The following is a 12,322-nucleotide window of genomic DNA, read 5'->3' on the forward strand; positions in this document are numbered from 1 at the left end:
AAAGCCCCATACGCATTACGTTAACCTTACGGCGGGGGTTTGGGGGAGGCTTCGCCTCCCCCAAAAAAACTCTTGTTGTTCCGTGTTGGCGGCTTCGCCGCCAACACGGAACAACAAACGGGGTTTGGGGCGCAGCCCCAAAGCGGGTTGTAGGGCGGTAGCCCTAAGAGGCTGTCTGAAAAGTCTATGAACTAGTGTTGGAGTGCCGGCTTTAGCCGGCTAAAGCCGGCACTCCAACAGGTGCCCACTAGCTTTTCAGACAACCTCTAAAAGCAATGCGAATGGGCGAACCCCCACATAGCAACAAAGAAGCTACACTAAAAGGGGAATCAACCATCATGAAATGTCCCCACTGTCGTACAGAATTACGCTATAAAGAGAGATCAGGTAAGCGTTGTAGTAGTTGTCAACAACCATTTGCCCTTGAGCCAAGATTGAATACGCTCAAGTTGCACGATCTACGTCTCCAGCAACTGGCTGAGAAGCTGAGTGCCAATGGGACGCTCGTCTATGGTATTGAACATTTGCACTATGCTGCGGTGCGGAAGCTCGTAACATCACCATCTGCGGCGAATTCGTTTATAAAGCGAGCTTTACAACTGCTCACTTTGGGCATCATTTGCTTCATTGTTGGTTGTGTGGTGCTGGATGTGATTGCCAACAACCCCGCCGCAGGCATTCCCATCCTCATGGGAGCGATGCTCATCGTGGGGATCGGGCTGATTGTCTGGGTGCTACGGGCCGAGCGGCGGCGCTACCCGCCCTTGCCCATCAGTGTAGCGCAGTTTACCAAACAGATCATCAAGCCTTACTATGAGGTCTATGGCAGCATGCCCCAAGGCTTGCTTGACGATCAACAACGCAACAGGTTGAGCTCTGAGCTACCAGCGCCGCAGAACCTTCGCGGCGCTGTGGTTTGTCCCAACCGCACTATGTGTGAGGTGCTGCTGGCCAATGGAGTGCCCGACAGGTTTGGCCTTGCGGTGCTGCCCGCGCATGAGCCGTTCAATCCAGCCGAACAGGCCCACCTAGAGCAACTCCGGCAGCAACCGCGCTTGCCCCTGCTGCTGTTGCACGACGCAAGCCCGCAGGGCTGCCTCTGGGCAACTCAAGCCCTTGCGACTCTTGGGCTCACTGCCGCCCCAGAGCGCCGCGTGGTTGCTCTGGGTCTGCGCCCGCGCACAGTGCTGAAGCGCAATGTGATGACGCTCAAGGCGAAGCCCAATGAGGCGATCTTGCAACAATTGCAACAAGGTGGCAAACTCACCGCAGAGGAGTTGGCTTGGCTGCAAGCGGGCAACTATACCCCCATCACCGTGCTGCCGCCAGCGCGTCTGCTGGCGCTGATCGAGCGCGTGCGGTTGCGCCCGCTCACCCCACCAGCCGCCCCGCAATCCGAGCCAGCACCGGAGCAGGTGGCGCAGGCAATTGGGTTTATGAGTTGGCCGAGGAGCTGAAGAGGTACAGAGGTTTTCACCACAGAGGCACAGAGAACACAGAGAGGAGTATGGAAAGGTAAGCACCGTAGTGGGTATACTTCCCATTCAAACCTCTGTGCCCTCGGTGCCTCTGTGGTACAGAGTTATGCACCACAGAGGCACAGAGAACACAGAGAGGAGTATGGAAAGGTAAGCACCGTAGTGGGTATACTTCGCTATTCAAACCTCTGTGCCCTCGGTGCCTCTGTGGTGAAAACCTCTGTACCTCTCAACAACTCTACTATCCGACAAGGACGCTCTATGCTCACCTACGCCACGGGCAAAGCTGCTCGGCAGCTTGGATCATTGGGCTTGCGCTATACCGAGCGGCAGCTCTACTACGAGACATGTAGGCTGCTGTTGCCTTGGTGGCGCTACCTGCCATTCAATCTTGCTGTGCCAGTGGCTTGGCCGCGTTTTGCAGCGGCACTCGCCGAGCTACAGGCACACGGAGCAGACCTTGCGGGTTTGTTGCCGCCAACAGTGGCGCATGTTTCTAGCGCAACCACGCTTCCGCCCGACCTACAGCTTTTTGGACTACCACGGGTGCTGCTCTGTAGCGATGCAAGCATCGTCGCAATGCTCGATGCCAATGGCCTCCTGCTCGAAGCAGGCTGTCCCGTACTCAGTGTCGCACAAGCCAGCCCCCTGCCGCCCATGCTAGGCCAGATGCTCCAACAGGGAGGCGGTCGGGTCTACCTGTTGCATCATGCCAACGTGAGCGACATGAAGCTGGCGGCAGAGCTTGGGCCACGCTTGCACCTGCCCGAGGGGACAAGGTACACCGCCTTGGGCCTACGTCCAACCCATGCGCTGCGTTTGCGCCTCTTTGTGCTGCGCGAGGGGGAAACGGATGAAGCGGCTCTTGGGGTAAACGTAACACCAAAAGATCGGCACTGGCTCGCGGGTGGGCGTAGTGCCGAACTGGCCGCTATGCATCCCTTGCGGTTTATGCGCGGGCTGCGACGCTTGCTCTATGCTGAAGCGCCCACGCCCAACCGATGGACGCAACTGCGTCGCTGGCCACACTTGGGCCACATGAGCTGGCCGTGAGTAAATGAGCGAACGGTAAGTGAAATAGTATCACCCGGCGTAACGTCGGCCCTTCCAAGTCACGCCATGCCCACGGCGCACGCGCCACATGGCTCGCGTAGCAATTGCGAGGTAGGCAGTGAGGCCCACGGGCCAGAGCAGGGCGTGGAGCGGGTGCAAGCCGTAGAGTTCGCGGTAGCGCCAGCCCCAGTAGCACAGAGCACTCGCTTGGCTCAGGCCACCCAACGCAGCAAGGAGCGTACCCGCGACCGGCGCACCACGCGCACGGGTGCCGATGCCCGCCACAACGAGCAGCGCTGGACCAAAGGCGTGGCCCAGCATGCGCGTCACCACCAACCAAGCGCGCATACCACTAGCCCGTGCGCCAGCGGCGGCATGTTTAGCCATACCTTCAGCCACTTCGTGGCCATTCGTATACATACGCACCCTCAGCCAGGCATGCCCATCGCCCCCGCCCACCCGGTAGCCAGCCCGCCGCACCGCCTGAGCCAGATAGACATCCTCAAGCACCTCGGCACGCACCGCACCATGACCACCACAGCGCCAATAGGCATCGCGGCGCACCAAAATGCACTGCCCATTCGCCAAGACCTCCTCGGGCTGCGCGTCGGGACGCTGCATACGCTCAATGGGATAGATACTCAAAATGAGATCTTGGAAGACCGGAAGAATAGCCCGTTCCCAAAAGCTCCCCAACTCCAAAAAAGGCAGAATAGTCACCAACGCAAGCTGCTGTTGCTGCGCGTGGTGCAACAGGGCCGCCACCAACTGGGGGTGCGGGGCGGTATCAGCATCGAGAAAGAGCAACCACTCGCCACGGGCATGTTCACCCAGTTGCTGACACGCATGCGGCTTCCCGGCCCATCCAGGGGGCAGCGGGCGACCAGTAAGGATGCGTAGGTGCGGATGGTGACTCATACGCGCCAGCAGCACTGGTGTCGCATCGGTTGAGCCATCATCCACCACCAGCACCTCAAAGGCGGGGTAGGCTTGAGCCAGGGCTCCAGCGACACAGCGCTCAATCACCCGCTCCTCATTGCGGGCCGGAATGAGCAACGAAACCAGGGGCGCAGCCTGGGGCTCAGGTGGTGGCTCAGCCAAACGGGGCCGCCGGGCCAAAGCCCGCCAAGCCCGCCAATAATCCCACACAAGCAGCATGCTCGCACCCAAGCCAAGGATCAAACCGAAACGAAAGCGCATAGAATTACACCAGTGACGAGTGACGAGTGACGAGTGACGAGCAGCAGCGCATTGGAACGCCATGTCCGGCAATCTACAATCTACAATCTACAATCTACAATCTACAATCTACAATCTACAATCTACAATCTACAATGGCATTACTCAATCATACCGTCGCAACCAACGGGCCAGCCCCAGGCCAAAGACAAAGAGAATGATCGAAAAGGCAAGCGACCAAGGGTTAATCGTACTCATCTGGAAATTACCAGTAAGAATATCATCAATATCGAGCGCCGCCCCAGCCAGCGCAAACGAAAGCGTACCGGGGAAAGCCCCCAGAATCGAGGCAAAGAGAAAAGGGCGATAGGGCACACGCAAGAAGCCCGCCAAATAGTTTACAATATCGTAGGGAATATAGATCAAACGCATGAGCAGAATAGTGGGAAAAGCATTCTGCCACAGGCGCACCGCATAGCGCCGCACGACAGTAGCCGTAGCGCCCTGATCGGTAGAGGGCAACATCCCCTGACCAAAAGCACGTCCAAAGCCATAGGCCAGCGTCGCCGACATATTCGAGCCAAGCACCGCAAAGAACATCCCCCACGCCGCGCCCCACAGGGAACCACCCAGGATAGTCAAGACCCCTGCAGGAAAAAAAGCCAGCGGGCGCAGAGTATAGACAAGCAGATAGACCAACGGCCCCAGCGGGCCACGCAGGTGTTGGACAAGCTCATACGCCACCTGCTGCGGACCACGCGCCGTAAGCAGACTATAGCCAAGCACACTAGCCCCTAAACCCAACCAAATCATTGCAGCCACCAGCGCCTGCCAGTGGCGCAGAAACAAATGTGAACGTTGCGGTACGTTGGGGGGTGTGGAGGAGTCAAGCATTAGGCTTTTAATACTGGGGTCACGTCAGTCATTGTAGTCATGCAACTCATCCCTTGTAAACATTCGTGTTGTTGTTGGCGTAAGAGGGTGATTCATTAAATATTCGACCATATCGATATCATCTTCGTTCTCTTCAGTAATAATAATAACACGCACACGACCAGACACTTGAGGTTGATGTTCTTTTGGAACAGCAATAGTTCCTTGGTGTACAAATGTTTCAAATTCAATTTGACTCATGACTTCCTCGCACATGGAACAAGTGTACCATATCATCGTGATATACGACAAGCTCCTGTGTAGTATACCATTGCGGACTACCAGAAGGGAAGCTTTGGATAGGCACGGGGTGTGACGCAACGTTTTGCACCGATCTCTTGGTGACCGCCCCCCTTGGTTGGACAAACAACCCATGTTCACCCAATGTAGGGGCGTAGCAGCGGCCACCCAAGGAATCATGCCGGTACCGAGAGCCAAAGGCCGCTGCTACGCCCTCTCCGTCGGTGTCGCGCCCTCCCGAGGCAATGGGACGGGATGCGTGCGTGTTCCGTGGATGTTGCGGTAACGCCCTATCCCATTGCCCCCGCTACGCATACGCTGGATTGGCGATCGCTGCCGGGAAGGGCGTAGCAGCGGCCCGTACATTCCCTCCTGCGCGGTAATCCATGAGGAGGGCCGCTGCTACGCCCCTACATGGGCGTATGGCGCGATGCGTGTATGCTCCACGCATGCATGCATGTATGGATTCGATCAAGATGCAATGAACGTGTTGAGGCCATCCCGCAAACATATACGCCACACCCATGGATACGCCCCCTCCCGCCCCCATCCCTGTCTGGTCACAGCCATATGGTATAAATGGAGATAATTGGCAACCTCACTCATCACTCATCACTAGTATGCTATGCACACAAACACCCTCTTGCGTTGGCTCACCCATCGTTACAGCATCCTCATCTGCTTGACCCTACTTGCCTTTGGGTTGCGGATGTACCGGCTCGACTACCGCGACTATTGGGATGATGAGATCATCTCGACCTTTGCGGCTCGGCCTGATGCGCTAACGATTCTTACCTCCATCAGCGACTACAGTGTACATCCGCCCTTCTACTATCTCAGCCTACACTTCTGGATGCAACTCTTTGCCGACGACCTGTTCACCATCAGGGTCTTTTCGGTACTCACAAGTACGCTCTGCGTACCCCTGATCTACCGCTTAGGCCAGCAGTTGGCCAATAGCAAGGTGGGGCTCATGGCCGCTGCCCTCTTGGCCATTTCACCCTTTCAGATCTTCCACAGCCAACAGGCACGCATGTACCCCATGCTTACGCTCCTGGTGCTACTCACCACCCTCACCCTGCTCAGTGCCTGGCAACGGGGCGGAGTATGGCGCTGGAGCTGGCTGGCCTTGCTGGTAGCTGCAGGCATGTACACCCATGTCTACTACCCACTCTCGTTGCTTGCACTCAACCTCTGGGTACTCATACTCACCCTTCAAGCCCGCCAGCTTGACTATAGACGCTGGGTGCCGTTGGTAAGCGCCCAAGCGGTTGGGGTATTGCTCTTTGTACCGTTTCTGCCACAACTTTTTGGTACCGTGAGTGCAGTTGCTGATTGGTTTTGGATTAGACCATCACTTCTCGACAGCATATTCTTCCCAATCATGATCAGTAATGGCTCAGGTCTCATTATCTTCCGCGAGACGGTACCAAGATGGTTGATGCTGAGTGTACTGCTACCAGCCGTAGCAGCCTTTATCTTAGCTCATGCTTACCTTATCCATATGTGGCGCAGTTCACGCTCAATCGCACCACATTGGCTGCTGATCCTGCTGCTCTTATGGACACCCCCAATTGTGGCGGGGATCATCTCATTGACCGTGCGCCCAATTCTATTAGAACGCTCCCTGATTGCCATAACGATCCCTATCTACCTCTTGTTCACATGGAGCTTTCTTGCAACACGGCACATACGCATTGCCCAACTGACAGCTATGGCTTTTTTGTGCAGCATCGGGCTCAGCTTCAGCCAGATCTACCCAGCAGCACCACAAGAGAATAGCCTACGTCAGGCGATAGACACCATCGTAGTCCAACAGCAACCCGGTGATGCCATTGCCTTTGCCGATTGGCAGAGTTTCGATACGGCCATGTTGGATCATCCTGAGCTTGAGCATGTCTATATGCTGCCCTCATCAGCAGAGGATGTCGCAGGCTTTGCAAGTAGTGACTATTGGGAAGACCGTCTGGAATACATGGATGTCCTCGATCCTGAGCATGTGCAGCCAATTGAAGAGCTTGCCAACGACTACGAACGGGTCTGGGTGATCCTCACACCCTACAACCCCGCCTTGGACTATCAGCTTGAACATACCCTGGACTGGCTTGATGAGCATGGCGAGCAATTGGAGCAGATCGAGGGTGGGCGTAGTGTGACGTGGTTGTATGATCTGACACCCTAATCCCCCTCAACCACAAGCTCCTGTAGCAACAACGGCTCACTGCCCGCCACCAGTGCCCGTGGGTCACTCAGGGCCGCTTCGGGATGGGCCGGATCGTACCAGGCGACCTGCCACGCATAGCTGCCCGCCGGAATATCGTCGGGAATGACCAGTTCAAACTGCTCACGTACCACTTGGCCCACTTGCCATGTGGTTATGGGCTGGAGCGCAACGCTTGGTAGATGTACAAAACGAGCATCGTCGCGCTCACCCAACTGGCTTACGGCAAACCAGTCACGCTCCGGCAGCGTACCATCCAGGCGCCACTCGAAGCTGGCGCGGTAGCGCCGCCCCGCTACCTGAGTTATCTCGGCATGCAAGAGGCTTATGGGGCCAAAGCTGGCCTTTGGTTCACTGTGGGTTGCTTGTGCAGGGAGTTCAAGCTCTTGGGTTAAGACTGCCGCTGGCGGCGCAGCGCGCTGAAAGAAGAGCAGCCCATCACGGGCCGCTACAAGGTCAAAAGCGGGATCATTAAGCAATATGGCAATCTCGGCCCGCTCGTAGAGTGTACCGCCAACCAAGCGCCCATCAACAATGCGTCGCCAATCGAAGAGCCCATCGGCTAGAACATAATCTACCTGGGGCAACAGCCGGGGCAAACGTTCGCCGCCGGGGTCATCTGCATAACGAACGACATAGAGTGTCTCGCGATCTACCAGACGAGGTGCAAGAAACATTGAGGCCGCAAGCGGAGCCTTGGGTGGGACATGTTCGGCTAAAAAGCGATCCTTCACCTGATCGCGCGGGATGACCCCATAGACTGAATGATCAAGGCCATACCCGTACGGTGCCAGCCAAAAGAGCGGATTGAGCGGCTGGTTCACGAGTAAAGCACTAAAGAGCAAGACCGTTCCTGCACTAAAGATCGCATCTGGGTACCAACGTCGCCGTGTTTGTCCAGATTCATAGGATATGCGGATCTGTCGCAGTCCAGCAGCCGTTGCCATAACAACAAAAGGAGTCACAATTGCATAGTGATGATAGCGATAGTCAAATGATCCCCCTGGGCCTGTACTGATCAGCGCAGCAAATGCAAGAGGAACAGCAGGTAGTAACCAACGCCAACCACGCCACGCTACGAAGAGTGCAGGGCCAAAGACTATCAACAGAGTAAGTAGTCGCTCCAACCATGTGGCACGTAGTTGATCAATAGCTCCAAAGTAGTACCGAATATAATTTAATCCAGCCTGTGAATCTGCTGAAGTCTCCGTTGTAAAGATGGGGCGAATAACGAGAAAGGCTAAAATTCCATACAAGAGCGCCACCATAGCTGTAGTTAAGCCAACTCGACGAGTCTCAGGTTGTAGCGCTACAACAGCACCAAGCAGAGCAACAGGAACTGCAACATAGAATTTGCAACTCAGTGCCAAGCCAATCCAGATAGCGTAAGCCCACCAAGCACGGCGATCAAGCGCATCTAAGGCGAAGACCAACAATGGCATCGCCAATGTATCACCATGAAAATCAAAGAGTACCGCAGTCTGAGCTACTGGATAGCATAGGTAGATGAGACTAAGACAGAGACCACCAACTGCATCGTTGGTGGCACGCATGCCAAGGCGGTAGGCCGGAATAGCACCAAGGGCATACAAAACTGCTTGAAACAGCAATAGAACCTGCGGATCGGGCCAGATTGCCCAGAGTGGGGCTAGCAAGAAATAGAAGATCTCAACATGTAATGCGAGACGGCTATAGGGGCCATCAACAAATGTGAAGACCAGTGGTTCTCCGCGTAGCACAGAAGCAATAGCTTGAGCCATATTACCGAGGTCGAGCATGCCAGCGTTGTAGCCCCAATAGCGCGCCAGGCTGAGCATGGTCAGCATTGTGCCAACCACAAACATGGCCAGCCAGAGCAAGGGGGCGCGGATTGGGTGATGGGTTGGTGTTGGTTGCATAGTATTAGGGAAGCAGAAATTTTTGTTAGCGCGAAAAAATTCTGGGCCGCGACGTTGGCTTCGACAGGCTCAGCCAACGCGACGCACCCCCACGAGCCCAAGGTTTCTTCGCGCTAACAAATTTTTAAGTATCCCAGCAGCCTGTCATGCTGAATCGTAGTGCCGACTTTAGTCGGCTGAGGTCTTTGGCAGCGATGGGAAGCCGACTAACGTCGGCACTACCTACGGCATCTCAGGGTGGCCAAGCAACGGGGCAATCAACAACATCCGCCTCCCCAAAGGAAATTTGGTATGACACTATAATTGCCATGACTATGATAGTGCAGGGTGGCATAACACCATCACTGCCCGGCTGCTTCATCATCAAACGGATAGAACCTCGCATTTGCTCCCCCCTCAAGCGAACCAACATAGTAGAAGCGTGGACGTGATTGTTCACCACTTACCCGAAACAATGACGGTTGATAATCATATTGGTGTTGCTCTTGGGCAATGCCCATCAAATCAAGCAGGGTGGCAAAGATGTTGAAATGGCTGGCGGCATAGCTCGTGTCAAGTTCTTGGTTTGGTTCACCCAACAAGATGAGCGGAACCTTCGCCTCATTGGGCGAATTGCGGCAGTGTGACCACCACTCACCATCTTGAGCAAGGGTTTGGGCATGGTCTGAGGTGTACAATACCAGTGTATGTGAGAAAATGCTTGTGTCAGGGAACGCAGCACGAAAGAATCCTTCAAGATTGTAATAGAGTCCGCTGTCATAGGCGTTCACCATCTCTGCACGCCAGATGGGATCGTGGGTTCGCAACTCGAGTATTGGTTCCCACTGGGCTGTATCACGAGGAAACGCATTGGTGTATTGAAAATGAACCCCGCGTTTGTTGATCCAGATGAAGTTTCCGGTTGAAGATGAGATGATCTCATGAAGATACACGCCCATGTTACGATCAAAATCGTATGCTTCACCGTATGAAAAAGTATTTACATTTTTCCAGTCATCGATATATTGCAGATCATCACGAGTACCATTCCATAATGTGTCACTCGATGTATCGAGGTAGATCGTGCGGTAGCCCATCGCTTGGGCATATTGAAAAATGGTTGGCCAACGCTTCACTGCCTGCTCATGATCAGGCAAAACATGAAAGCCAGTAAGCAAGAGGTTATTAGCCTGTAAGCTACATGTTGCTGCTGATACTGCAACACCCCAACTGTATAGGAATCCCTGGGCGGCAAGTTCATCTAAGTAAGGTGTTGTTGCTCGTTCATAACCATTCACACTCAGATGATCACCACGAATCGATTCGTCTACAATGAAAACAATATTGTTCTTTGGTACATGTAACGGCGGAGGAAAGTCTAATACCTCACGTGGCCCACTGTAGGTTGCAAACATCCGCCATGGCGTATAACTCATGGTTCGTAAAAATGAACTAAAAGCTGTGCTAGGATAAGAATTCAGCGGAAATGGCAACGATGCCTTTGACCACATGTGAAAATTACTCGAAAAAAAGACTGCTGCAATACTAATAACTAAGAACAAAGCTTGTGGTTTTAGTGTTTTAATTGGTAATGGAGTTAACAATAGTAGACCAAACAACACCATTGGTACAAATGCATCAAAATTGAGAAAAATCATGATAGCATCAATAAATAGTCCCGTATCCTGATATAACATCACTAGTAACACATCTTCCGGAGTTGAGTTGCGCCCCATCGCACCATGATAGCTGTATTCATACAACACTGCTACCATAAACAAGAACCATGCTCCTAAGCGAATCCACCACCATGATCGCAAAGCCGCCCAAATATAGGCAATTGTTAAACTCAATGAACCTAACATCATAAAGAGCAAGACCGTAATCTGTCTTGCATCCCAAGGTACAATTCCTTTTCTAGTTGTTGTTATGTAAAAATCATAGTAATCTATCCTGAGTTGTAGCGATTCCCACATGACTAAGTAGCCAGTAAAACCCAAAGCAAGCCAGAAATAGAATCCAGGAATGGATTGTGTTAAACTTCGTGTGCGTTCAAAAATATTCTGGTTTTTTTTTTAATAACATGTTTACCTCTTCTGCGATTATATTATTTCCTAGTAATATAAGGGAAACAACAGAAAGACTAGACCTCTATGCACCGCTTTCCCCCCCGTTCACGCCAGATCCTGATTGCTCTCAGCATTGCCTTGAGCATGAGCATCAGTTGTGTGATGCTGCACCCCCAGGCTGACCAGAGTTTAGCTGATCTCGGTTGGCCCATCAATGCAGCGCGTGACCTCTTGAACCAGCGCGATCCCTACCGCCATCCCACTTCACCAACGATGATCCCCTACCCACTCACATCGGCTATCGTCGTCTTCCCCTGGGCGCTCTTGCCCGGCAATTTGGGTATCAGTCTGCTGTTTGGTGCAGCGAGTGGCTTGCTTGCCTACGGGCTCATCCGCAATGGCGAATACTGGCGTCTGCTGGTCTTCCTCTCGCCCGCCTACTTCGCCTCATTTCGCTTCTTGCAATGGCCGCCCATCTTTATGGCCATCTACTTCTTCCCCCTCTTGGCTCCCATGCTGCTGGCCAAACCCACCCTGGCATTGCCGGTGGCCCTCGCAATCCGTTGGACACCAGGACGCATTGCGGGTCTGCTCACGGTTGGATTGCTCTCACTACTGGTGATGCCTACATGGCCCTGGCGCTGGCTCAGCCAAACGGGTTCCTATGGCGGCTTTATCCCCATACTCAGCCTGCTTGGGCCTTGCTTCCTCATCACCGCGCTCTTCTGGCGCAACCTCCAGGCCCGCATCTTCTTCCTGCTCACCATCACCCCGCAGCATCGTTTCTTCTACGATCAACTCCTGCTCTGGATGATCCCTCAGACCCGTAACCAGATGCTGCTGCTCACCATAACCGCTTGGCTTGGCTTTGGCTACGTTTGGCAATCTGGTCTCTCCTTCTGGGATAGCGCCCCCTATATCTTGGGGCTGATCTACCTGCCAGCGCTGCTGATTGTACTTTGGCAACAGCCTGCCATACAACGGGTCTATCACTATCTCCTGCATCATACCAAACGAGCGTGACCATAATCCCAATTGGGTGTGACTGGAATCTGTAGGGCGGTGCCCTACACCCCCTTGGACGGGGGGATGATGCGAGGGAACCAGGTTCCCTCGCGCACCCTATGTTCGGCAATCTGCAATCTACAATCTACAATCTACAATCTACAATCTACAATCTACAATCGAAAATGGCATCACTCCACCTCCAGCACCGCCACCACCACTGGCACTACTCCCGGCGGCAAGGCCCGTGGATCAGAGAGGGGCGTT

10 protein-coding genes are annotated in these 12,322 nt (G+C 54.0%); 5 read left to right on the plus strand and 5 right to left on the minus strand.

The genetic code is table 11. From position 1 onward, the window contains the following. The first annotated feature begins 434 nt into the window (after window positions 1–434). Window positions 435–1,457, plus strand: coding sequence for a hypothetical protein (locus CJ255_RS18755; RefSeq protein WP_097645623.1), 1,023 nt, complete (start codon window positions 435–437; stop codon window positions 1,455–1,457). Window positions 1,458–1,739: 282 nt separating this feature from the next. Next, window positions 1,740–2,531 (plus strand): hypothetical protein, encoded by a 792-nt coding sequence (locus CJ255_RS18760; RefSeq protein ID WP_097645624.1) that lies wholly within the window; start codon window positions 1,740–1,742, stop codon window positions 2,529–2,531. Between the two features lie 30 nt (window positions 2,532–2,561). Here the strand turns inward: CJ255_RS18760 and CJ255_RS18765 are convergent, their stop codons facing one another. Then, a complete protein-coding gene (locus CJ255_RS18765) occupies window positions 2,562–3,731 on the minus strand; it encodes a glycosyltransferase family 2 protein (RefSeq protein WP_165774800.1) in 1,170 nt (389 codons plus the stop codon). 26 nt (window positions 3,732–3,757) lie between these two features. Between CJ255_RS18765 and CJ255_RS23740 the strand changes: the two genes are divergently transcribed. After that, window positions 3,758–3,931 carry a hypothetical protein gene (locus CJ255_RS23740; protein WP_165774801.1) on the plus strand — a complete coding sequence of 58 codons (174 nt, stop codon included), beginning with the start codon at window positions 3,758–3,760 and terminating at the stop codon, window positions 3,929–3,931. On the opposite strand, the gene CJ255_RS18770 is transcribed toward CJ255_RS23740, so the two are convergent. Together CJ255_RS18770 and CJ255_RS18775 are read right to left on the minus strand one after the other, a co-directional pair. Further along, the gene (locus CJ255_RS18770; protein WP_097645626.1) at window positions 3,876–4,604 is read right to left on the minus strand and encodes a TVP38/TMEM64 family protein; all 729 of its coding nucleotides are present in this window, start codon (window positions 4,602–4,604) and stop codon (window positions 3,876–3,878) included. The genes CJ255_RS23740 and CJ255_RS18770 overlap by 56 nt on opposite strands. A 24-nt stretch (window positions 4,605–4,628) precedes the next feature. Continuing rightward, window positions 4,629–4,844 (minus strand): hypothetical protein, encoded by a 216-nt coding sequence (locus CJ255_RS18775; protein ID WP_097645627.1) that lies wholly within the window; start codon window positions 4,842–4,844, stop codon window positions 4,629–4,631. Window positions 4,845–5,508: 664 nt separating this feature from the next. Between CJ255_RS18775 and CJ255_RS18780 the strand changes: the two genes are divergently transcribed. Further along, window positions 5,509–7,065 carry a glycosyltransferase family 39 protein gene (locus CJ255_RS18780; RefSeq protein WP_097645628.1) on the plus strand — a complete coding sequence of 519 codons (1,557 nt, stop codon included), beginning with the start codon at window positions 5,509–5,511 and terminating at the stop codon, window positions 7,063–7,065. On the opposite strand, the gene CJ255_RS18785 is transcribed toward CJ255_RS18780, so the two are convergent. Beyond that, window positions 7,062–9,002: a DUF2079 domain-containing protein gene (locus tag CJ255_RS18785; RefSeq protein WP_097645629.1), complete on the minus strand. Its 1,941-nt coding sequence runs from the start codon at window positions 9,000–9,002 to the stop codon at window positions 7,062–7,064. The genes CJ255_RS18780 and CJ255_RS18785 overlap by 4 nt on opposite strands. Before the next feature lie 341 nt (window positions 9,003–9,343). Then, complete coding sequence (locus tag CJ255_RS18790) at window positions 9,344–10,957, minus strand: sulfatase-like hydrolase/transferase (protein WP_097645630.1); 1,614 nt, start codon at window positions 10,955–10,957, stop codon at window positions 9,344–9,346. 177 nt (window positions 10,958–11,134) lie between these two features. Between CJ255_RS18790 and CJ255_RS18795 the strand changes: the two genes are divergently transcribed. Next, entirely contained in the window at window positions 11,135–12,073 is a 939-nt protein-coding gene (locus tag CJ255_RS18795; protein ID WP_097645631.1) for a hypothetical protein, read from the plus strand. The last annotated feature ends 249 nt before the right edge of the window (window positions 12,074–12,322 follow it).

It is taken from the genome of Candidatus Viridilinea mediisalina (genome assembly GCF_002532535.1).
GTDB lineage: Bacteria > Chloroflexota > Chloroflexia > Chloroflexales > Chloroflexaceae > Viridilinea > Viridilinea mediisalina.